Source organism: Vibrio sp. Vb2131 (assembly GCF_033338535.1).
In the GTDB taxonomy this organism is placed as follows: Bacteria; Pseudomonadota; Gammaproteobacteria; order Enterobacterales; family Vibrionaceae; genus Vibrio; species Vibrio alginolyticus.
In genome coordinates this window covers 16,263-38,256 of sequence record NZ_JAWOSW010000031.1, presented here as the reverse complement: position 1 = coordinate 38,256, position 21,994 = coordinate 16,263, and the positions used below count along the sequence as shown (strand labels likewise).

At 46.9% G+C, this 21,994-nt stretch carries 17 protein-coding genes; 7 read left to right on the top strand and 10 right to left on the bottom strand.

Annotated features, from left to right (window positions below; genetic code table 11):
- Nucleotides 1-448 precede the first annotated feature (448 nt).
- The 6 genes from fre to trxA form a co-directional block, all read right to left on the bottom strand.
- Complete coding sequence (gene fre, locus R7E38_RS22045) at nt 449-1,162, bottom strand: NAD(P)H-flavin reductase (RefSeq protein ID WP_054729951.1); 714 nt, start codon at nt 1,160-1,162, stop codon at nt 449-451.
- Nucleotides 1,163-1,176: 14 nt separating this feature from the next.
- Nucleotides 1,177-1,446: a 2Fe-2S iron-sulfur cluster-binding protein gene (locus tag R7E38_RS22040; RefSeq protein ID WP_009696789.1), complete on the bottom strand. Its 270-nt coding sequence runs from the start codon at nt 1,444-1,446 to the stop codon at nt 1,177-1,179.
- On the bottom strand, nt 1,443-3,296 hold the full coding sequence (gene ubiD, locus R7E38_RS22035; protein WP_182039693.1) for a 4-hydroxy-3-polyprenylbenzoate decarboxylase: 1,854 nt from the start codon (nt 3,294-3,296) through the stop codon (nt 1,443-1,445). The genes R7E38_RS22040 and ubiD overlap by 4 nt, the downstream gene beginning before the upstream one ends.
- Nucleotides 3,297-3,387: 91 nt before the next feature.
- Nucleotides 3,388-4,380: a hypothetical protein gene (locus R7E38_RS22030; protein ID WP_226084269.1), complete on the bottom strand. Its 993-nt coding sequence runs from the start codon at nt 4,378-4,380 to the stop codon at nt 3,388-3,390.
- Nucleotides 4,381-4,486: 106 nt separating this feature from the next.
- Nucleotides 4,487-5,746: a transcription termination factor Rho gene (gene rho, locus R7E38_RS22025; RefSeq protein WP_005378757.1), complete on the bottom strand. Its 1,260-nt coding sequence runs from the start codon at nt 5,744-5,746 to the stop codon at nt 4,487-4,489.
- Nucleotides 5,747-5,942: 196 nt separating this feature from the next.
- On the bottom strand, nt 5,943-6,269 hold the full coding sequence (trxA, locus tag R7E38_RS22020) for a thioredoxin TrxA (RefSeq protein ID WP_004745500.1): 327 nt from the start codon (nt 6,267-6,269) through the stop codon (nt 5,943-5,945).
- A 111-nt stretch (nt 6,270-6,380) separates the two neighbouring features.
- Between trxA and rhlB the strand changes: the two genes are divergently transcribed.
- The 3 genes from rhlB (at nt 6,381) to R7E38_RS22005 (ending at nt 11,029) form a co-directional block, all read left to right on the top strand.
- Nucleotides 6,381-7,700 (top strand): ATP-dependent RNA helicase RhlB, encoded by a 1,320-nt coding sequence (gene rhlB, locus R7E38_RS22015; protein ID WP_005378764.1) that lies wholly within the window; start codon nt 6,381-6,383, stop codon nt 7,698-7,700.
- A 19-nt stretch (nt 7,701-7,719) separates the two neighbouring features.
- The gene (gene gppA / locus R7E38_RS22010) at nt 7,720-9,213 is read left to right on the top strand and encodes a guanosine-5'-triphosphate,3'-diphosphate diphosphatase (protein WP_005382885.1); all 1,494 of its coding nucleotides are present in this window, start codon (nt 7,720-7,722) and stop codon (nt 9,211-9,213) included.
- A 172-nt stretch (nt 9,214-9,385) separates the two neighbouring features.
- A complete protein-coding gene (locus R7E38_RS22005; RefSeq protein WP_226084270.1) occupies nt 9,386-11,029 on the top strand; it encodes a sugar nucleotide-binding protein in 1,644 nt (547 codons plus the stop codon).
- A 222-nt stretch (nt 11,030-11,251) separates the two neighbouring features.
- Here R7E38_RS22005 and R7E38_RS22000 read toward each other — a convergent pair whose 3' ends face one another.
- The 3 genes from R7E38_RS22000 to recQ all read right to left on the bottom strand — a co-directional run bounded on the left by R7E38_RS22000 (nt 11,252) and on the right by recQ (nt 14,311).
- Nucleotides 11,252-11,926 (bottom strand): 7-cyano-7-deazaguanine/7-aminomethyl-7-deazaguanine transporter, encoded by a 675-nt coding sequence (locus tag R7E38_RS22000; protein WP_005378770.1) that lies wholly within the window; start codon nt 11,924-11,926, stop codon nt 11,252-11,254.
- A gap of 234 nt (nt 11,927-12,160) precedes the next feature.
- Nucleotides 12,161-12,466, bottom strand: coding sequence for a DUF3630 family protein (locus R7E38_RS21995; protein WP_005378772.1), 306 nt, complete (start codon nt 12,464-12,466; stop codon nt 12,161-12,163).
- Between the two features lie 9 nt (nt 12,467-12,475).
- A complete protein-coding gene (gene recQ / locus R7E38_RS21990; protein ID WP_042523966.1) occupies nt 12,476-14,311 on the bottom strand; it encodes an ATP-dependent DNA helicase RecQ in 1,836 nt (611 codons plus the stop codon).
- Nucleotides 14,312-14,487: 176 nt separating this feature from the next.
- Here recQ and rarD point away from each other — a divergent pair, with 176 nt between their 5' ends.
- From rarD to ggt, 4 genes are all read left to right on the top strand, one after another.
- Complete coding sequence (gene rarD, locus R7E38_RS21985; protein WP_226084271.1) at nt 14,488-15,405, top strand: EamA family transporter RarD; 918 nt, start codon at nt 14,488-14,490, stop codon at nt 15,403-15,405.
- Nucleotides 15,406-15,478: 73 nt separating this feature from the next.
- On the top strand, nt 15,479-16,276 hold the full coding sequence (locus R7E38_RS21980; RefSeq protein WP_226084272.1) for an AraC family transcriptional regulator: 798 nt from the start codon (nt 15,479-15,481) through the stop codon (nt 16,274-16,276).
- Nucleotides 16,277-16,367: 91 nt separating this feature from the next.
- The gene (locus R7E38_RS21975) at nt 16,368-17,027 is read left to right on the top strand and encodes a LysE family translocator (RefSeq protein ID WP_005378776.1); all 660 of its coding nucleotides are present in this window, start codon (nt 16,368-16,370) and stop codon (nt 17,025-17,027) included.
- Between the two features lie 111 nt (nt 17,028-17,138).
- Nucleotides 17,139-18,905 carry a gamma-glutamyltransferase gene (gene ggt / locus R7E38_RS21970; protein ID WP_033907319.1) on the top strand — a complete coding sequence of 589 codons (1,767 nt, stop codon included), beginning with the start codon at nt 17,139-17,141 and terminating at the stop codon, nt 18,903-18,905.
- Between the two features lie 819 nt (nt 18,906-19,724).
- Here the strand turns inward: ggt and uvrD are convergent.
- A complete protein-coding gene (gene uvrD / locus R7E38_RS21965; RefSeq protein ID WP_213892021.1) occupies nt 19,725-21,899 on the bottom strand; it encodes a DNA helicase II in 2,175 nt (724 codons plus the stop codon).
- Nucleotides 21,900-21,994: the final 95 nt, after the last annotated feature.

Below are 21,994 nucleotides of genomic sequence, written 5' to 3'. Positions count from 1 at the left end.
AGTAATGTTTGAATTGACTGTGCTGAATCTTTCGATTCAATGGTCACTTCGTTTCATTGAAACCTAATTTGATACCGCTTTCCGTTAAGAAAGAAATATCTAATTGGATTATCATCAACGAGTGCCCACACAGATTGATAGGTCTATATTGTTAAAGAGCTTGCTTTGCGAGAATTTTTTCTCTCAAAGCGGAGGTGCATTCTAGCGATTTAATTGACAGTGTCAAACACTTTTTCAATTTTATTTTTCGTAGAAGCTTTCACCTCTCCGACCCTGCTGAAGCCTTATCGCGTCTGCCGTGTCGGTGGATGCGCATTATAGGGAACTCAGATCCGTTCGCAACCCTTTTTTGAAAAAAAATGGAAAAAACTGACTGTTCGATGACTATTTCATCAAAAAAGCAAAAAAGAGGGTAAAAAACCCTCTTTTTCTGCCTTAAAAGCCGTATTTAAATGAATGCGTACGCGTCTGCGAACATACGTTCGCTCTTCGCTTTCTTGTTCTGAGTGAACTGTTCACGTGCTGCACCAGCCATTTCAAAGCGGCCTGCAATATAGATATCGTAGTTTTCTAAGCTTTCGAAATCTTCGGCTACTGCTTGTAGCACGTTACCAACTTTACCTTGCCAGTCTGTAGGTGCTTCTTCTACTACTGGAACAAAGTGAACGTTAGCAAACTTATCGGCAATCTCGACCAGTTCTTCTTTAGCGTAAAGCTGGCAGTTGTCTCGTGCACCCCAGTATAAATAGATAGGGTTGGTTTTGTTCTGTGCAACACAGTGATCCAGAATCGAACGCACGTAACTAAAGCCTGTACCACCAGCAATCAATAATAGCGGGCGTTCGCTTTCTTCTTGAACCCAAGCATCACCATGTGGTGCATCAATCTCGATATGACCATCTGTTTCTAGGGCTGCTTGCATTGCTTCGACAACTTCTTGTGCATAAGCGTTGTGTTCCGCCGCACCGATGTGCAGTTCAAGTTCACCTTCATGACGACAAGGGCTGCTTGCGATAGAGAAAGGACGTTTGTCTTTTTCACCCATCACCACCATTAGGTACTGACCCGCTTTAAAAGGCACTGGTGATTCTGGATGAAGAAGGATTTGGTAAGTATTACAAGCTAACGGCTGAATAGACTTTACTTTACATTGGATGGTCATGGTGTTCCTCTCGCTTACTCGTCAAAAGTAAGCACTAAATTACTTTCTGTATAGGCTTGGCAAGGGAATATCCAACCTTGCTGTTGCTCTTTTTCGGTTAGCATCGGTTCGAGGTGATAGCTCACCTCGCCCGTTAGCTTTTTACACATGCACATGGCGCAAGCGCCAACTTGGCAACGGTGCGGGAAGCGAATATTGTTGTTGAGCGCAGCTTCCAACACCGTCTCCCCTTCTTTTACTTGGAACGTAACGTCCATTGGTAGAAGGTGGACTTGATGACTCATAGAATACCTAACTGGTCCCAAATCTCATCGACTTTAGCCACAAGTTTAGGATCTTTTTTGATAGGCGTGCCCCACTCGCGCGTGGCTTCAGATTCAAACTTATTGGTCGCATCGAGCCCAAGTTTAGATGAACTACCCGCCTTACCACGAACTTGAGTGGTATCTCTGTCTGGATCCATTCGAGTTGTCACAGCCCAAATGATGTCATTCCAATCTTGTGCATTGACGTCATCGTCGCACAAAATAATGAATTTGTTGTCCGTGTACTGAGCAAAGAAGTCCCACAAGTATTCCATCAATGCTTGAGATTGACCGGCTTGGTCTTTCTTCATTGTCACGACTGCAAATTGGTTGTTTGCTGTAACTGGAAGATAGACGTCAACAATCTCAGGGCGTTGCTGTTTCAACTCATTTAGTTCTGCTTCGGTAATCGCTTTGCTGTCTCGCTCAGTGACCTCGGTTCGCGTCGCCAGCTCGGCATCCCATTTAATGGTCGCATCCAAGCCCATTTTGGAGCCAAGCCCAACCACTGGTGAAGCAAAGTCGAGCGAGTCGATTGGCGTGTTATCTATCATCAAGGTATCACGTACAGGATCCATATGCTCTGACATGGCTTTCACGACATCATTCCAATCTCGTGCGTTTACCGATTCATCGCACACAATAACAAACTTGGTATACATGAATTGACGTAAGAAAGACCACACGCCCATCATTACGCGCTTGGCATGTCCTGGGTACTGCTTCTTCATGGTGACGACGGCCATTCGGTACGAACAACCTTCTGGCGGAAGATAGAAGTCTTCAATCTCTGGGAATTGCTTTTGCAGAATAGGCACAAACACTTCGTTTAATGCCACACCCAATACAGCTGGTTCATCTGGCGGACGACCTGTGTAGGTGCTGTGATAAATAGGGTCTTTACGCATAGTAATGTGCGTAATAGTAAATACGTGGTGCTTTTCTTTTTCGTTATAGTAGCCAGTGTGGTCACCGTAAGGACCTTCATCAGCAAACTCGTTCGGGTCGATATAGCCTTCCATCACGATTTCCGCGCTCGCTGGCACTTCCAAATCGTTGCTGACTGACTTCACGACTTCCGTTTTGCTTCCACGTAGCAAACCTGCAAATGCGTATTCCGATAGCGTATCTGGCACTGGTGTTACTGCGCCAAGAATGGTTGCTGGGTCTGCACCAAACGCGACCGAAACTGGGAAAGGTTTACCTGGGTTGGTTTCCATCCAATCGCGCAGATCAAGCGCACCACCACGATGGGCTAACCAACGCATGATGATTTTGTTCTTGGCAATTTTCTGCTGACGGTAAATGCCTAGGTTCTGACGTTTCTTATTTGGACCTTTGGTTACGGTTAAGCCCCAAGTAAGCAGCGGCGCTACATCTTCTGCCCAGCAGCTCATTACCGGAATTTTATCCAAGTCGACTTCATCACCTTGCCAAACAATGTCTTGGCATGGTGCTTTACGTAAACGCTTAGCCGGCATGTTCAATACTTGTTTGAACACAGGCAGTTTTTCTAAAGCGTCTTTGAAGCCTTTTGGTGGCTCAGGTTCTTTTAAATAAGCCAGCAGCTTACCGACTTCTCTTAATTCTTTAACATCTTCACGTCCCATACCGATTGCGACACGCTCTGGTGTACCAAACAGGTTAGTCAAAACAGGTACGTCGTAGCCGATTGGGTTCTCAAACAACAGCGCAGGTCCACCAGCACGCAAGGTGCGGTCGCTGATTTCTGTCATTTCATAAGCGGGATCGACAGGGTGAGTGATACGTTTAAGTCGACCTTTCTGTTCTAGGTGGTCGATAAATTCGCGTAAATCCTTAAAACTCATAGGCCTTCATGCTGGCTGATTAAACTGTCCGCAGTATAACAAATAGGAGGACGCTAAGATCCTCCTATTTTGTGTGGGTATGTGAGCCAGATTACTTTAATACTTGTTCAATCTGCCGAGTCTTTATCTGATGGTTCGAAGATACTAACTCTTCCAACCAGGTTTGATGCCCTTGTTGAGCAAGCTCTCGAGCAACCATGGTTGCTTCTTCTGATAACGCCATTTTTCTAACTAGAAACTGCTTTGCTTGCGGAGATAGAGGGTTAGATTTTGTAAGTAGACTAATAGCTTCTGGCTTGAGTGATGGGTTAACTGTGGCATTCATCAATTGCTGAATGGAAAAAACGTCTCCAACCGCAGCTAAACGCTCAAGTTCGGACTGGCTGTTGTAATCAGCTTTCATCCGCCAGAGTAAGTTGTACACTTCCTCATCCTGACTAACTTGTGCCAACCTGACTATCACGGCCGTCGATGGTAACCAACTGGTCACATTTGCTTTGGTTAACTGGGCCGTTAATGCAGCAAGCGCATTGGGTGATAAGCTGTCTAACTCTCGAATCAAAAGCGCTTCACGCGCTTGAGCTTGTTGAGATGGCCCTGTAAGCCATTGCTTTAAGTTAAGCTCTCTTCGTTCAGCTTGTAAGACAAAGTCCAAGGTACTTTGGTCTTGTTTCCAGCGCTTAATCAAGCGACTCGCAATAACGGGAAAGTTAAAAGCGGGTACACTAAATTCATACCCATCACCTCGCTCTAACACTTGATAAGTCGGGGTCATACGGATCTGGGACTCAACAAACAGAGCCATTCGAGGCGTGAGAATCACATCTTGCTTTTCAAGCTTTTCCAATAATTGAAAGCGCACCACCTCTTGTTGAGGCAAAGCAAGTCTATCAAGGGCAAATTTAAGCGAGTCGACTTCATCTCTGACAGCGTAATCAAGCAGTTCAGAGACTTTAGTCTGTATTTGAGTATCCTGAAGCCACTGTTCTACTACAGACTCATGCATTTCCTTGGCAGGTAATGTCGCAGGTAGAGTGATAAGTGACAAGCTCAGGAGTAATGACGACAACATTCCTTGTTGCATGTTAACCTCCCGATAACATTTCCTTCATTCTGATACTTCTATCGGGAGAAAGCAATAAAAAAGCCACCGATATACGGTGGCTTTTCGCAGAATAACTTATCTGAGACTATTGACGACGCATCGCATCGAAGAACTCATCGTTGGTCTTCGTCATCGCTAGCTTGTCGATTAGGAATTCCATTGCGTCGATTTCGCCCATTGGGTGAACGATCTTACGCAGAATCCACATCTTCTGTAGTTCGTCAGTCTTCGTCAGTAGCTCTTCTCGACGTGTACCTGAGCGGTTGAAGTCAATCGCAGGGAATACACGCTTCTCAGCAATCTTACGGTTCAAGTGCAGTTCCATGTTACCTGTACCCTTGAACTCTTCGTAGATAACTTCATCCATTTTAGAACCAGTATCTACTAGTGCCGTTGCGATGATAGTTAGGCTGCCGCCTTCTTCTACGTTACGTGCAGCACCGAAGAAACGCTTAGGACGATGTAATGCGTTTGCATCCACACCACCAGTTAGTACTTTACCTGATGAAGGCACTACGGTGTTGTATGCACGAGCTAGACGAGTGATAGAGTCAAGCAAGATAACTACGTCTTTCTTATGTTCAACAAGACGTTTTGCTTTCTCGATCACCATTTCCGCTACTTGTACGTGACGAGATGCTGGCTCATCGAAAGTCGACGCAACCACTTCACCTTTAACTAGGCGTTGCATCTCGGTTACTTCTTCTGGACGTTCGTCGATAAGAAGAACCATCAACTCACACTCTGGGTGGTTGTACGCGATGCTTTGCGCGATGTTTTGCAGAAGCATTGTTTTACCCGCTTTAGGCGGAGCAACAATCAGACCACGTTGACCTTTACCGATTGGCGATGCCAAGTCTAAAACACGTGCTGTAATGTCTTCTGTTGAACCGTTACCACGCTCCATCACCATGCGCTCATTCGCATGTAGAGGGGTAAGGTTTTCAAATAGGATCTTGTTACGGGCGTTGTCTGGTTTATCGTCGTTAACGGTATTGACTTTTAGAAGGGCAAAATAACGTTCACCGTCTTTTGGTGGACGAATTTTACCAGCGATAGAGTCACCAGTACGTAGGTTAAAGCGACGAATCTGACTTGGTGATACGTAGATATCGTCCGGACCCGCAAGGTATGAACTATCTGCACTGCGTAGGAAACCAAAGCCGTCTTGCAGAATTTCCAGAACCCCATCGCCAAAGATGTCTTCGCCGCCTTTAGCGTGCGCTTTTAAAATCGCGAAGATGATGTCTTGTTTTCTTAAGCGAGCTAGGTTCTCTAATCCTAAGCTTTCGCCCAGTTTTACAAGGTCAGACACAGGTCTGTTCTTCAGTTCGGTAAGGTTCATGGTGGTGGATTCTTGTTTAGTCAAAATAAGATCTGTTTTCTAGTTAAGATGGATTTGGTCTCAGGATCGACCAAGAAGAGAAATTTGTTCAATTAACGCGCGATAAGTTAGCACTAATTAGTATTCTAGTCCAGAGTTAGAAAAACAAAACCGTGCATTGTAACTTTGCACGGTTTTATCTGTAATCACTTGGTGATTATAAGTTTGCGTCTAGGAACTCTTTTAGTTGAGTTTTAGACAGAGCACCTACTTTCGTTGCCGCTACGTTACCATCTTTAAATAGTAATAGCGTTGGAATGCCGCGAATACCAAACTTAGGTGGTGTACCTGCGTTATGGTCGATGTTTAGTTTACCGATAGTGAGTTTGCCTTCGTACTCGTCTGCGATTTCGTCCAAAATAGGAGCGATCATTTTACAAGGACCACACCATTCTGCCCAAAAATCCACTAGAACCGGGCCTGCAGCGTTGATTACATCGTTTTCAAAACCGTCATCAGTTAGCTGCAAAATCTTATCACTCATCTTCCACTCCAATGTGTTTTTCGAAACTGGTTGGATGATAACCAGTAATTAGATGCCCTATTGGAATGTATTTACTTTCGTATTGCAAGCTTTAGCTGATATTCTATAGCCATGAAAAAGACGCATATCACAGAGCAAAAGTTCGCCGATTTGGGCTTAAAGCCCCAAGTTATTGAAGGATTGGACAAAAAAGGGTTCGAATTTTGTACCCCTATCCAAGCCTTGGCGTTGCCGGTCCTGCTCACCGGCCAAGACATCGCAGGCCAGGCCCAAACGGGTACTGGTAAAACGCTCGCGTTTCTTACTGCTACGTTCAACCACCTTCTGACGACTCCGGAACATGAAGGTCGTAAGCCTACACAGCCACGCGCAATTATTATGGCGCCAACACGTGAGCTCGCTATTCAGATTTACAATGATGCAGAATCATTAACTGAAAGCACAGGTCTAAAAACCGCTCTAGCTTACGGTGGTGAAAGCTACGACAAGCAACTTGCGAAACTGCAAGACGGCGTAGATATTCTGATCGGAACAACAGGCCGTATCATCGATTTCTACAAACAGCGCGTATTTAACCTCAACAACATTCAAGCTGTTGTTCTGGACGAAGCCGACCGCATGTTCGATCTTGGCTTTATTAAAGACATTCGCTTCTTGTTCCGTCGTATGCCTGAGCCAAAAGAGCGTTTGAACATGCTGTTCTCAGCAACGCTGTCTTACCGCGTTCAAGAACTGGCATTCGAACACATGAATACTCCTGAGCATGTCGTTGTCGAACCAGAACAAAAAACTGGCCACCGTATCCAGGAAGAGCTTTTCTATCCTTCGAATGAAGACAAAATGGCGCTGCTTCAAACACTAATTGAAGAAGAGTGGCCAGATCGCGCTATCATTTTTGCCAATACCAAGCATAAGTGTGAATCGGTTTGGGGACATTTGGCTGCCGATGGACACCGTGTAGGCCTTCTTACTGGCGATGTACCGCAGAAGAAGCGTGAGAAGATTCTTGAGCAATTCACCAAAGGTGATGTCGACATCTTAGTTGCAACTGACGTTGCAGCGCGTGGCCTGCATATTCCTCAGGTAACGCACGTTTTCAACTACGACCTTCCTGACGACTGTGAAGATTATGTTCACCGTATTGGCCGTACTGGTCGCGCTGGTGCGAGCGGCCATTCGATCAGTTTTGCTTGTGAAGAGTACGCGGTTAACCTACCAGCAATCGAAGAATACATTGAGCACACAATCCCAGTTTCAGAGTACGATTCGTCGGCACTGATTCAAGATCTACCGGCTCCGATTCGTATGCGTGCACCACGCAACCAACAGCGCCGCACGAATACTGGCGGTACCCGTTCTGGTTCTGGTAACCGTAAGCCGCAGGGACGTCGTCCACGCCAACCGCGTCAATCAGCACCAAAACAATCGTAATAGGAAACTGAGTTCGTTTATGAGTCAAGCAGGATCATCACCGCTATATGCCGCCATCGACCTCGGGTCGAACAGTTTTCACATGCTCGTTGTGCGTCACATCGATGGCAGCGTTCAAACAATGGCTAAAATTAAGCGCAAAGTTCGTCTAGCAGCGGGCTTAGATGAACATAATTCTCTTAGTATGGAAGCTATGCAGCGAGGATGGGACTGCTTAAGTCTATTTGCGGAACGCTTGCAGGACATTCCTAAACAAAACATTCGCATCGTCGGTACTGCAACATTACGTACCGCGACCAATGTAGATGTGTTTTTAGAAAAGGCTAACCAAATTCTAGGCCAGCCTATCGAAGTGATTACTGGTGAAGAAGAAGCTGCCACTATCTATAAAGGTGTCGCTCACACCTCTGGCGGTAGTGGTCGTCGCCTTGTAGTCGATATCGGTGGAGCAAGTACCGAACTGATTATCGGTGAAGGTTTCGAAGCCAAAGCACTGACCAGCTTAAAAATGGGCTGCGTGACTTGGCTTGAAAACTTCTTTAAAGATCGCCAATTGAATGCTCGTAACTTTGACGCGGCAATTGAAGGAGCGAAACAGACCATTCAGCCGATTTTAGAACGTTATACAGAAATTGGTTGGGATGTGTGTGTTGGTGCATCAGGCACTGTTCAGGCATTGCAAGAGATAATGCTGGCGCAAGGCATGGACGAAGTAATCACTCACTCCAAACTCAAGCGTCTACAGAAGCAAGCCATGTTGGCCGACCATTTAGAAGAGCTCGATATTGAAGGCTTAACACTTGAGCGGGCATTAGTGTTCCCTAGTGGCCTCTCTATTTTGATTGCCGTTTTTGAATTGCTTGAAATCGATGCTATGACACTCGCTGGCGGCGCACTACGCGAAGGCTTAGTGTATGAGATGGTTGAAGAGCTTCGCCAAGAAGACATTCGTGCCCGCACTATCGCTAGCGTACAAAATCGCTATCAGCTCGATCACCAATACGGCGAACAAGTCGCTACTCTGGCACACACGCTTTTACAGCAAGCTGGGGGCGATGAGTGGATTACAGAGCCTCAGGGCAAGATATTACTCGAGACCGCCGCAAAACTGCATGAAATTGGTTTAACTATCGATTTCAAAAAAGGCGGAGAGCATAGTGCTTACTTGCTGCAGAATTTGGATCTGCCTGGTTACACGCGCGCGCAGAAGTTCTTTATTGGTGAAGTGGCTCGTCGCTATCGCGAACAGCTCACTTCTTTACCTGAGCAGCATGCATTATCAGGCTCAAGTGCCAAACGAGTATTGAGACTGTTGCGTCTTGCGGTTCTACTCAGCCATCGTCGCAATCCTGATCTAGAGCCAAATGTGACTCTAACGGTTGAAGGCGACAATCTAACGTTACACATTGATGCGCAATGGCTAGAGAAAAACCCACTGACTGCGGCTGAGTTGGAAATTGAATCCAACCGTCAGACAGACATCGGCTGGCCATTAAATATCGTAGCAAAATAAGCGAATATCACTGCCTTACAATACTAAAGCCCAGGCGTTCGCTTGGGTTTTTTTGCTTCTACTTCCCCTACAAAACGTGCTGCCCAGCAAAAATCTCAGCTTCTCCGCTCTACATCGAAAAACAGCCATGCTTTATTGATAAGCACGATTTAGCCAACCAAGATGCACCATAATGAAAACCGTTTTAATGACTGGCTTAACTGGCACCCTCGCCCCTAAAGTTGCTAATCAGTTCCACCTCCGTGGCTGGAACGTATTGGAATGGAATCACCACCAAATCCCACCAGATGATCCACAGCAAAGTGAGCAATTTTGGCAACAGCACCACATTGATGCGGTGTGCCACATGGCGATGGGGAGTGAAGCGTGGGCAGCGTGGCTTGGTGAGCACTGCAAACAGCGCAACATTCCTTATCTTTTTGTCAGTACAGCAATGGTATTTGATGCCACAAAAAATGGGCCTTATGGCATCTTTGAAGAAAGAAACACCCAAGATGAATACGGCAAATACAAAGTTCGTTGTGAAGATGCAATCTGGCAAGCAAATCCAGATGCGATGATTGCTCGAATTGGTTGGCAGCTCCATCACCAAGCAGAAGGCAATAACATGTTGGCGCATCTCGACCGCCAATATGAAGAGAACGGCGTTATTACCGCTAGCACGGCTTGGTATCCTGCGACTTCTCATATGGACGATACAGCACTCGCCTTTTTGCAGCTTATTGAGCGGAACGAAGCCGGTTTATATCACCTTGATAGCAACTTAAAAGATAAGTGGAATTTCTACGAACTCGTTTGTGCACTCAAACAGCATTACAACAAACCATGGCAAGTGCTGCCAAGCAATGACTATCACCATGACCAACGTCTAACAGATGAACGAATTGCCTTGCCGCCATTGAGTGAACGTTTCACCAAGCCAGAGCAAATCCAGCAAGCCGGCATCATAGGAATCAACTGGGGACGCACGCACATTCCCCACTATCGAAACAATGGTGTATCGGTCACAACGTTATGCGCCAACCAAATAGAACCGCTTCAGCAAGCGTGCAGTGAAGAAGCAATCCCAAAGGCAGAAACGAACATCAGCGCACTCAAACTACTTGATGTCGTGACCATCGCGACACCTGCGCATACTCATGCAGAGATCATAAAGACGTTAGGTTCAACCAAGCTTATCTGTGAAAAGCCATTGGTGGGATTGAATTCTGACATAACTCACTGGCAGCAACCGAACGCCAACCTATTGGTTAATTACGCCTTTGCTCAGCTTAATACCGCCAAGACGATAGAGAAGTGGCTCACTTCGCAAACCCAACCTTGTGTGGTCAATCTAGTCACCCAAGTTAACCTACCGGGCACCTTCACGCTCAAAGAGTGGTTTCTTGAAACTGCCAGTCACCCTATATCTTGGTTGCTGCACTGCTTTGGAGACTATTATCAATCGACACTGGTTGAGGAAAACGGCCAACTGATCGTTGATCTGCAATGTGGCGACCACCAGCTAAGGTTTGTATTTGAACTAACAGGTGAACCGGGCATCGAGCACAATCTAACGATTCAATCCAACCAGACCTTAACCAGCAAAGGCTACTACCGTGTCGGAGAAAAATGGCGTTTCGAGCCCATTCTCGTTAATGGCAACGCGATAAATGATGGAGAGTACAGCGAGTCTGATTGCTGGCAGGACGCCAATCAACGCAGTGTCGGTTTGATGTTGGCGATGTTCAATCAAAGCATCAGCTGGGATAACGGCCTGCAACTTGGCGCCTTCGATGCGCAAAAAGCCATTTTGATTGAGAAGATGCTCTGTTAGCCATTTCACCAGCGAGCTTCCTCTACGTGCCGTACCTTCGATTAAAAGGTCTCACTCGGGACCTTTTTTACTGCTCATTTTTACCTTCGTACAGCTCAGGGAGCTTTTGGACACCCATGATCTAATTGCTCCCCACGCTGTACAAAACCCTCTAAATCCCAGTAAGCAGGTACAAAAAAGCCGCTTGATTTAAGCAAGCGGCTTTCGGGGTTCCCACTGATATTAAGACTGAACGCTTGTCGTCACCTTAAAGTCAGGGTTCACCGCAGTCAGCTTCTTAATTAGGTAATTCAGTAATACGCCGTACATCGGAACGAACAAACCAAGACTGATAATTAGTTTGAAGCCGTAATCCACCAGCGCGATTTCCGTCCAATGCTCAGCCATAAATGGATCTGGGCTTTGGTAGAACGCAATGGCGAAGAAAGCGATGGTATCAAGTGCATTACCGAAAAGCGTTGAACACGTTGGTGCCACCCACCATTGCTTCATTTGACGTAGGCGGTTGAACACGTGCACATCCATGATCTGACCAAGTAGGTACGCCATGAAGCTAGCAATCGCGATACGAGCAACGAATAAGTTAAATTCCCCTAGGTGGCCAAAACCTTGGAATTGACCTTCGAAGAACACCACCGATAAGAAGTAAGACACTGCCAAAGCAGGCAACATCACTAAGAAGATGATCTTACGTGCCAACTGAGCACCGAAAATACGCACAGTTAAGTCAGTCGCTAAGAAGATAAATGGGAAAGTGAATGCACCCCAAGTGGTATGGAAACCGAAGATAGTAAACGGTAGCTGAACTAGGTAATTGCTAGATGCAATAATGACTAGGTGGAATAGAACCAGATAGATAAGGGCGTTGCGCTGCTGCGCAGGGGTAAAGTTACTCATGCGATACCTTTTTAGTTTGGTTTGGGGGTGAGGGAACCCAAATCGAGTCACTGAATAAAGTGGCTCTTACCAACAATGTAAAATGAAAAATAAACTGGCTTGGCTCTTTCTGAGCGAAGCGGTGGGCGATTATACATTAACCACTTTTCGCCGCAAGTCGTCTGTTTGACGCAAACGTTTAAGCATAAAAAAGGGTGTTTCATGTGAAACACCCTCTCTAGAAAAATTCTATTTTTAGAAGCCGCGCTGGAACAACCCTGCAAGATAATCCAACTCTTCCCTGCTCTCTTCAATCGCTAACGCTTCAAACCAAATCGCTTCGCTGTAATGCTCTGCTTTCATAAACAGTCGGCAACCTTCAAAGTCAATCAACCAAGAGTGAATGTCCGCATCCCACTGTTTTTCCACCACAGTAGCAGAAAGCAAGCCGACTAAACGCTCACCTAAAGCAGGAAAGCTATCAAGGTCAAAGCTCGGCGCGGTAATGATTAAGCGCCCTTCTTGTGCCATGTAATCCGCTAAGCCAAATTCCTTTTGCATCTTGGTTCCTTATCCGTGGTGAGTAATGTGTTCTTGAATCAAATCGAGGAATGGATCGGCGTACTTCTCTAGTTTGCGCTGACCAACACCGCTGACTGCAAGCATTTCGCCGTAAGACGTTGGCAGAATTTCCGCCATATCAATCAGAGTCGCGTCACTGAAGACCACGTATGGTGGCAAACCATCTTCATCAGCAATCGACTTACGCAGCTTACGTAACTTAGCAAACAGCTTTTTGTCGTAGTTCTTGCTGGTCAGTTTGTCCGACTTCGCCGCACGTGCTGCGGTGTCTAAACGCGGAACCGCTAACTCTAGGGTCACATCGCCACGTAGCAGCGGACGCGCTTCTTCGGTAAGTTGCAGCGTTGAGTTACGCGTGATGTTTTGGAACAGCAGCCCTTTGTGGATTAACTGACGGAAGATACTCACCCAGTAATCGTGGCTGTGGTCGCGCCCTATCGCGTAGGTAGAAATCTTATCGTGGCCGTTTTCACGTACACGAATGTTTTGCATGCCACGTAGCACTTCCACCACGTAGCCCATACCAAAGCTCTGATTCACTCGGTACACACAAGACAACGCCTTACGCGCTTCTTCCGTGGCATCAAAGTGTTTCGGTGGATCTAAGCAAATATCACAGTTGCCACATGGCTTCTCACGATACTCACCAAAGTAATTCAGTAGCACCTGACGACGACAAGTCTGCGCCTCAGCAAAGGCACTCATCGCATTCAGTTTGTGGGTTTCCACTTGCTTCTGTGGACCGTCGTCTTTTTCATCCAACATACGACGCAGCCAACTGATGTCCGCAGGGTCATACAACATCATCGCTTCGGCAGGCAGACCATCACGCCCTGCACGACCGGTTTCCTGATAGTAGGACTCGATATTGCGCGGGATATCAAAGTGAACCACAAAGCGCACGTTTGGTTTGTTGATGCCCATACCGAATGCCACTGTCGCCACCACGATCTGGATATCATCGCGTTGGAAAGCTTCTTGAACGTAAGCGCGCTCATCAGCATCCATACCTGCGTGATAACCAGCAGCACGAATGTGGTTGTTGCACAGCTTCTCAGTCACCATCTCAACTTTCTTACGGCTACCACAATAGATGATGCCGCAATTACCCTTTTGGGTTTCAAGATAACGAACGATTTGCGAAACCGGCTTGTGCTTCTCCACTAAGTTGTAGCGAATGTTGGGACGATCGAAGCTGCCTAGATAAACCTCTGGATTATTCAGTTGCAGGCGCTCAAGAATATCTCGGCGCGTTGCGTCATCCGCCGTCGCCGTCAGCGCCATAAATGGCACATGGGAAAACTGCTGCTTAAGTTGACCAAGCGCGGCGTATTCTGGACGGAAATCGTGTCCCCACTGGGAAATACAGTGCGCTTCATCGACAGCAATCATCGATAGCGGCAAGTTTTCCAAGCGCTCAATGAAATCACGCATCAATACGCGTTCTGGCGAGACGTACACCAACTTAAGATGACCAGTGTGCATGCGGTTATACACGCTGAGCAGTTCTTCACGAGGCATGGTCGAGTTAATGCATTCAGCCGCTACACCGTTGGCTTTAAGCTGGTCCACTTGGTCTTTCATCAGCGAAATAAGCGGAGAAATCACCAAAGTAATGCCAGAGCGAACCAAAGCAGGGATTTGATAACACAGCGACTTACCGCCACCAGTAGGCAGGATAACTAAGCTGTCGCGACCTTCTATCGCAGCGTCAATCACCAACTGCTGACCATCACGGAACTCTTGGTAACCAAACACATCCTCCAACACACGTTGAGGCGTTACAGGCGAATCAGATTGTTCGGCTAACAAGGTCGAGGTCATGAAAAGTCTCAGATTGGGTCTTAAAAAAGAGGTGCTTATGCATACCACTGGCACACAAAGTGAGGGCACATTGTAATGGGGTTTCATGGTGAATAAAACCGCAAATTGTTAGGTGTTTCGCATCACGACTCGTATACTGATTTTCTGCTCTATAAAACACAATTAGGTGACACTTCATGACACCAGAAGACGAACAACAACGCGCGCGGCAAGGTATCTTGCTAGCGATTGGTGCGTATACCATGTGGGGCATTGCGCCGATGTACTTTAAGTCCATCGCACAAGTATCTCCTTTGGAAATTTTAAGCCACCGAGTGATATGGTCTTTCTTTTTGCTTGCTGCACTCCTCCATTTTGGCCGTCACTGGCGCTCGGCTTACCACATCGCGAAAGACAAAAAGAAAATCGCTTACCTGATCGCAAGTTCCATGTTAATTGGCGGCAATTGGTTGATTTTCATTTGGGCGGTAAACTCGAATCATATGCTCGACGCCAGCTTAGGTTATTACATTAACCCACTGATCAACGTCTTACTCGGGATGGTCTTCCTTGGTGAGCGACTGCGTAAATTACAGTGGTTCGCGGTTGTATTGGCAGGTTGTGGCGTACTCGTTCAACTGATTGTATTTGGCTCCGTACCTGTTGTTGCGATGGCGTTAGCAATGAGCTTCGGCTTTTATGGCTTATTAAGAAAGAAAGTCAGTGTCGATGCAAAAACTGGCTTGTTTATCGAGACATTACTTCTACTGCCAGTGGCCGCTGTTTATTTGCTTTTTATTGCCGATACACCAACCTCAAATATGCTTACGAATCCACTTACGTTAAATAGTTTGTTGATCGCGGCTGGGGTTATAACAACCCTGCCACTGCTGTGCTTTACGGGTGCAGCAACAAGACTCAAATTATCGACTTTGGGCTTTTTCCAATATATAGGCCCAAGCTTAATGTTTTTACTTGCAGTATTGATGTATGGCGAACCCTTTACCATGGATAAAGCGATCACTTTCGTCTTTATTTGGGGAGCACTAGTCGTGTTTAGCTTTGATGGATTACGTAATAACCGTCGCTCACGCCGAATCGTTCAGCCACAGTGATCGTTTTTTACAAGACAAGTTAGAAATTGCCAGATAAGCTTGGTCATAATGTGACCAAGCTTTTTTTTGTTTAATGGAACATATTCAGTACTACGCAACCGACCATGACAACTTGAGTCTAATAGAGGCGAAATACCAGAAATTTGCTTTTCAAAGGCATTACCATCTGGATTTTCATCTCGGCCTGATCACGCATGGTGCGCAGAAGTTCCAATATCAAGGTAACAACCACCAAGTTGGTCACGGGCAAATTGTGATTATGCCGCCGGATGAGCTGCACGACGGGCAATCTAAGCTCGAGAGTGGCTACGAAGTGAATGTGTTTGCGATCGAACCTCACCTATTGAGCGATCTAGCCGATCTTAAGAAAAACGGTCAAATAATACACTTCAACGAACTGATCATCTCGGATCCCCAGATATTTTCACAACTTAGTAACTTACACGGGCTACTTCGTCGTGAAAACCTCAGCCAACTCACTAAAGACTGCCTTCCTTTTGAAGGATTTAACCAGCTTTTTGATCGCTACGGATCGCTTGAGCGACAAAAAGTGGTGCCGTTAGGAAATCAATCACTTGGAACGTTAAAAGATTATCTAATGGCGAACCTCGACCAAGCGGTGCGTTTGGATTCGCTATCAGAACTGTGCCAACTGAGCCCAACTCAGTTCCAGCGCCACTTTAAAGCGCAAACTGGCATGACGCCTTATGCATGGTTCGCACGCCTGCGCCTCGAACAAGGCATGAAGTTACTGCAAGCTGGTCAATGTAGTACCGACGTCGCCCATCAAATCGGTTTCTACGATCAAGCGCATTTCAGCAAAGCGTTTAAGCAGACCTACGGCGTTTCCCCTTCTCAAGTGACTCGTTAATTTCATTTACCGAGAAAGCTGTCAGTTTTTTACAAGCGCCACAGGTGACTTACCACGACAATAGCCGCATTGGTTAAATTTGAGATGTGTTATGAATGAATCCACCATATTGCTGACACTCGCCAGCATTCACTTTATTGCCCTAATGAGTCCAGGTCCGGACTTTGCGCTGGTCGTACAAAATGCGACGCGTCATGGTCGTCAAACTGGCTTGTACATTGCGTTGGGATTGTCCGTCGGTATTTTGCTGCACTCTTTGTTCAGCCTGACAGGTGTGAGTTTTGTCGTCCACCAGCACCCAGTGCTGTATTCCGTGGTACAACTGCTCGGTGGTAGTTACCTGCTCTACTTAGGAATTGGCGCATTGCGTGCCGTGATCTCGATGATCCAAAACCCACTGACGGATCAACCTAAGAAGCAAAATAACCTAGTGATCAGCAATAAGCGTCAAGCGTTTGCTAAAGGGTTTGCGACCAACATTCTTAACCCAAAAGCCCTGGTGTTCTTTGTCAGTTTGATGTCGAGTTTAGTCCCAGCAGGTATGTCGATTACTGGCAAAGGTATTGCACTGGTCATCCTGTTTGGCTTGTCGCTATTCTGGTTCTCTAGCCTTGCATGGATGCTGTCGACACAGCGCTTACAGCGTAAATTGCAACAAGCGGGTATCTACATCGACGGTCTATGCGGCGTGGTATTTACTCTAGTGGGCGGCAGTATTCTATACCAAACTATCAATACTTTTATCGGATAAAGTACTGATTTAAAAGCGTAGCACAATCGACATTTCTAAGATTGCTGACTCGACGTGACTCTCCATAACTGCCAAGCTCAAAGCACAAAACTGGCAACATGGAGAGTCATCATGCATTGGACGTTCAACCGACTCGTGACCACGGGTCTTTTTCTTACTTCCCCACTAATCTTATCTACCTCAGTCTTTGCTAACCAAGCAGCAGATGCAGTTGCGCCGGAGCACAGCACTGGCTTCGAGCAAAAACAATTGATCAAAGCGAAAGATTATATGGTTACCGCAGCCAACCCACTTGCCACCCAAGCTGGGGCAGACGTTCTTGCACAAGGTGGTAATGCTATTGATGCTATGGTTGCCGTGCAGCTGATGCTGGGCTTAGTAGAACCCCAATCTTCAGGCATTGGTGGTGGCGCCTTCTTAGTGTATTGGGACAGTGAGAAACAAAAACTGACTACGTATGATGGACGCGAAACCGCACCGCTCGCCGCAACGCCGAAACTCTTCCTAGATGACAAAGGACAACCACTGCAATTTTACGATGCGGTTGTCGGTGGGCGTTCCGTTGCCACTCCTGGTACAGTGAAACTGCTGTGGGACACGCACCAGAAATACGGCAAGTTGGAATGGAAGAAGATAATCCAACCCGTGATTACCTTGGCTGAGCAAGGTTTCGAAGTCAGTCCTCGCCTCGCGAGTCTGATTGAAAAAGATGCCAAGCGCCTATCTCGCTTCCCTGCGACTAAGGCTTACTTCTTCAATCCAGATGGCTCACCAAAAGCCGAAGGCACGTTGTTGAAGAACCCTGAATACGCGAAAACTCTGACGGCAATTGCAGAGCAAGGGGCAAAAGCTTTCTATCAAGGCGATATCGCCACAGACATCATCAAGACAGTACAAAATGCGCCGGGCAACCCTGGCGTATTGGCACAACCTGACTTTGATGCGTTCCAAATCAAGCAACGTGAACCGGTTTGTGCGGCTTACCAAAGCTATGACATCTGCGGCATGGGACCACCTAGCTCTGGCGCATTGACGGTTGGACAGATTCTCGCGATCACCGAGCAATACGATCTTAAAGGTTGGGGAGCCGAAAGCGCGAAATCATGGCAAGTGATCGCCGATGCATCGCGCCTTGCGTTCGCGGATCGTGGTAAATACATGGCTGACCAAGATTATGTGCCAATGCCAACCGAAGGCTTGCTTGATAAAGATTATCTCAAACAACGTGCTGAGCTCATTCAAGTCGGTAAAGCCTTGAGTAAGGCTGAAGCCGGTAATCCTCCTTGGTCGCACGCCATGAACTTAAGCATGGACCAATCGATCGAGCTGCCTTCCACCAGCCATTTCAATATCGTCGATAAGCAAGGCAATGTGGTTTCAATGACAACAACCATCGAGAACGCCTTTGGCTCACGCTTGATGGTACGCGGCTTCTTGCTCAATAACGAACTGACCGATTTCTCTTTCCGCACGCATCAAGATGGTGTGCCAATCGCGAACCGCTTAGAACCGGGAAAACGCCCACGTTCATCCATGGCACCAACCATTATGATGAAGGATGACAAACCTTACATGGCAATTGGCTCACCGGGTGGCAGCCGCATTATTGGTTACGTCGCACAAGCCATTATCGCCCACACGCAATGGGATATGGACATCCAAAGCGCGATTAATCAGCCACGATTGCTGAACCGTTTTGGCACCTTAGATATTGAGCAAGGTACCGCCGCAGAGGGCTTACAGCCTGCTCTGGAGAAGATGGGCTTTAAAACCGATGTTCGGGATTTGAACTCTGGTCTGCATGCGATACGAATAACAAAAGACGGTCTTGAAGGCGCTGCGGATCCAAGACGTGAAGGTGCCGCTATCGGGCAGTAAGAGTCTTTCGCTCGACCCCTTGTGCGAGATCTCTCACAAAGGGTTGAGCAAACCTCTCTTTTTTAATGGTAAAACCGTACAGAAAAGAGAATAAGCCATTGAATTTAATACTCATGTATCTTTTTTGAACGCTAAGAGAGTTAAAAAATGTGAAATTAGCCCGTTGTTGGAAATCGTTAAACACGTAATATTAAACCTGTCGGAAGGATGCTGACACGGAACAGGAAACACCACGGACTTGGTGAACTTCAGGAAGAAGAAACGGTTATTCAGGATGAATAGTCGGGCATGGATTGCAAAATTGGACATTGAACGGAATCAATAGTGACTAGGATGGTTGCTACTAAGGACGGGAAATGGACACCTCTGGACGAGGCAAGGATTTGAACATCAGGATGATGTCAGGGACACCGCTCAGGGAACAAGTGATGAGAGCTAACGAGGATAGTTAGCAGACCAGGATAAGGTCATTAAGGACACCGCTAGGAAGGCGACGTAAGGATTAAGCTGACGGATTCAGCACACTATCATGGATTAGATGCATGGAGCACTCTTAGTAGCCGGATTGCTGCGAGTAAGACTATAACCCCGATGGGCGCAAGCCCTCGGGGTTTTTCTTTGCCTAAAGTTTTTCTTAGCAGCTCTTCTGAAAGCAGACATTCACCCACAACGCCCACCTTTCACTTCAAACGGTATAGTTAAATCGCGCTTTCGAAATCCATTTATCATTCCATTTTTTCCTACGTTAGCGACACCAAAACTGCACAAACAAAAAGAGCCGCCGAAGCAGCTCTTAAGTTGATGAGTTTTGGTCAAGCCTTACAGTTTCTCTAGTCGTGCGTAAGCAGTTACCAACCATTTGATGCCTTCACCGTTAAAGGCAATCTGTACACGGCTTTGTGGACCACTGCCTTCGAAGTTGATGATGGTGCCTTCACCAAACTTTGGATGCATCACACGAGAACCTAGCGTAAAGCCGGTTTCATTAAAGCTCTCTTTCACAACAGTTTGGCTAAATCGACCACTGCTTGAAGGACGGCTAACTTGCGCCTTCATTCGTACTTCATCTAAACAAGTTTCTGGCAGTTCACGGATAAAGCGAGACGGTTTATGGTATTTATCCTGACCGTACAAACGACGCATTTCAGCATAAGTGATGTACAGTTTCTGCATTGCACGGGTCATGCCTACGTAACACAGACGGCGTTCTTCTTCCAAACGCCCCGCTTCTTCTGCCGACATTTGGCTTGGGAACATACCTTCTTCCACACCGACCATAAACACTAATGGGAACTCTAGACCTTTCGCACTGTGCAATGTCATGAGCTGAACCGCATCTTCAAACTCGTCCGCTTGTCCTTCGCCCGCTTCTAGTGCTGCGTGGGTTAGGAATGCCGTCAGCAGTGACATGTCTTCGGCTTCTTCTGGTTTCTCGAATTGGCGAGTTGCGGTCACCAATTCCTCCAAGTTCTCAATACGTGCCTTAGACTTTTCACCCTTCTCTTGCTCGTACATCGCGAACAAGCCCGAGTATTTAATCACATGGTCAGTTTGGTGATGCAGCGGCATCTCTAAGGTGTCGTCTTCTAGCGCGGTGACAAGCTCGATAAAACGGCTCAGAGCACCAGCAGCGCGACCAGCAAGCACCTTCTCGTCCAACATTGCCACACTCGCTTCCCACATAGTGCAACCACGGTCACGAGCCGCAAAACGGATGGTTTCAAGCGTCTTATCACCCAAACCACGCGTTGGCGTATTCACCACACGTTCAAACGCCGCATCATCGTTACGGTTGGCAATCAGACGCATGTAGCTCAAGGCATCTTTGATTTCCTGACGTTCGAAGAATCGCATGCCGCCGTAGATACGGTAAGGCAGACCGGCTTGAATTAACGCTTCTTCCAGAACACGCGACTGGGCGTTGTTACGGTAAAGCATCGCAGCGTCATTCAGAGCACCGCCCTTGTCTTGCCACTCTTTGATTTTGTTCACCGCAAAACGGGCTTCATCTAATTCGTTGTAAGCGCTGTAAACCGAGATAGGCTCACCGACCACGCCATCCGTCCACAACTCTTTACCCATACGCTCGGTGTTATTCGCAATCAGGGTGTTAGATGCTTCCAGAATGGTCTTAGTGGAACGGTAGTTTTGCTCAAGACGAATGGTATTCACGCTTGGGAATTCGAACGTAAACTTCTCAATGTTCTCGACTTTTGCACCACGCCAACCATAAATCGACTGGTCGTCATCACCTACGATCATCACGTGACACTCAGGACCCGCCATCATACGTAGCCAAGCATATTGAATGTTGTTGGTATCTTGGAACTCATCCACCAAGATATGCTTAAAGCGTGCTTGGTAGTGTTCACGGACGAACTTGTTATCACGCAGTAGCTCATGTGCGCGCAGCAAGATTTCCGCAAAATCGACTAAACCAGCACGATCACACGCTTCTTGGTAAGCGGTGTACAACTGTAGATATGTCTTGGTTACTGGATCATGGTACGCATCAATGTGTGACGGGCGCAGACCTTCGTCTTTCTTACCGTTAATCCACCATGCCACTTGGCGTGCCGGCCACTGCTTCTCATCGAGGTTTTGCGCTTTGATCAAACGCTTTAGCAGACGCTGTTGGTCGTCACTGTCGATGATTTGGAAATCTTCCGGTAGCTTGGCATCAAGATAGTGTGCACGCAGAATACGGTGACAAATGCCGTGGAAAGTACCATTCCACATACCGCCTGCACTGCCCATCATTAGCTCTTCGATACGTCCACGCATCTCTGCCGCCGCCTTATTGGTAAAGGTTACCGACATGATTGAAAACGGAGAAGCTTGCTCGACCGACATCAGCCAAGCGATACGGTGAACAAGAACGCGTGTCTTACCACTTCCTGCGCCAGCAAGAACGAGCAAGTTTTCTAGAGGTGCTGCAACGGCTTCACGTTGTTTATCGTTCAAACCGTCGAGTAATAGAGATGGATCCATCATGATGAGAGCTACTGGTTATTTATACATAAAAACCGATTATAACCTAAACAACCGGGTGCTGTTTAGACAAAACTTGATAAAAAAATTGATGTTTT

Coding starts and splice junctions, on each gene's coding strand:
- R7E38_RS22005 (WP_226084270.1), top strand. CDS start 9,386: ATGAAAACCGTTTTAATGACTGGCTTAACTGGCACCCTCGCCCCTAAA.
- R7E38_RS21980 (WP_226084272.1), top strand. CDS start 15,479: ATGGAACATATTCAGTACTACGCAACCGACCATGACAACTTGAGTCTA.
- rarD (WP_226084271.1), top strand. CDS start 14,488: ATGACACCAGAAGACGAACAACAACGCGCGCGGCAAGGTATCTTGCTA.
- R7E38_RS22040 (WP_009696789.1), bottom strand. CDS start 1,446: ATGAGTCATCAAGTCCACCTTCTACCAATGGACGTTACGTTCCAAGTA.
- fre (WP_054729951.1), bottom strand. CDS start 1,162: ATGACCATCCAATGTAAAGTAAAGTCTATTCAGCCGTTAGCTTGTAAT.
- rhlB (WP_005378764.1), top strand. CDS start 6,381: ATGAAAAAGACGCATATCACAGAGCAAAAGTTCGCCGATTTGGGCTTA.
- R7E38_RS22000 (WP_005378770.1), bottom strand. CDS start 11,926: ATGAGTAACTTTACCCCTGCGCAGCAGCGCAACGCCCTTATCTATCTG.
- uvrD (WP_213892021.1), bottom strand. CDS start 21,899: ATGATGGATCCATCTCTATTACTCGACGGTTTGAACGATAAACAACGT.
- gppA (WP_005382885.1), top strand. CDS start 7,720: ATGAGTCAAGCAGGATCATCACCGCTATATGCCGCCATCGACCTCGGG.
- R7E38_RS21975 (WP_005378776.1), top strand. CDS start 16,368: ATGAATGAATCCACCATATTGCTGACACTCGCCAGCATTCACTTTATT.
- recQ (WP_042523966.1), bottom strand. CDS start 14,311: ATGACCTCGACCTTGTTAGCCGAACAATCTGATTCGCCTGTAACGCCT.
- ggt (WP_033907319.1), top strand. CDS start 17,139: ATGCATTGGACGTTCAACCGACTCGTGACCACGGGTCTTTTTCTTACT.
- R7E38_RS22030 (WP_226084269.1), bottom strand. CDS start 4,380: ATGCAACAAGGAATGTTGTCGTCATTACTCCTGAGCTTGTCACTTATC.
- ubiD (WP_182039693.1), bottom strand. CDS start 3,296: ATGAGTTTTAAGGATTTACGCGAATTTATCGACCACCTAGAACAGAAA.
- trxA (WP_004745500.1), bottom strand. CDS start 6,269: ATGAGTGATAAGATTTTGCAGCTAACTGATGACGGTTTTGAAAACGAT.
- R7E38_RS21995 (WP_005378772.1), bottom strand. CDS start 12,466: ATGCAAAAGGAATTTGGCTTAGCGGATTACATGGCACAAGAAGGGCGC.
- rho (WP_005378757.1), bottom strand. CDS start 5,746: ATGAACCTTACCGAACTGAAGAACAGACCTGTGTCTGACCTTGTAAAA.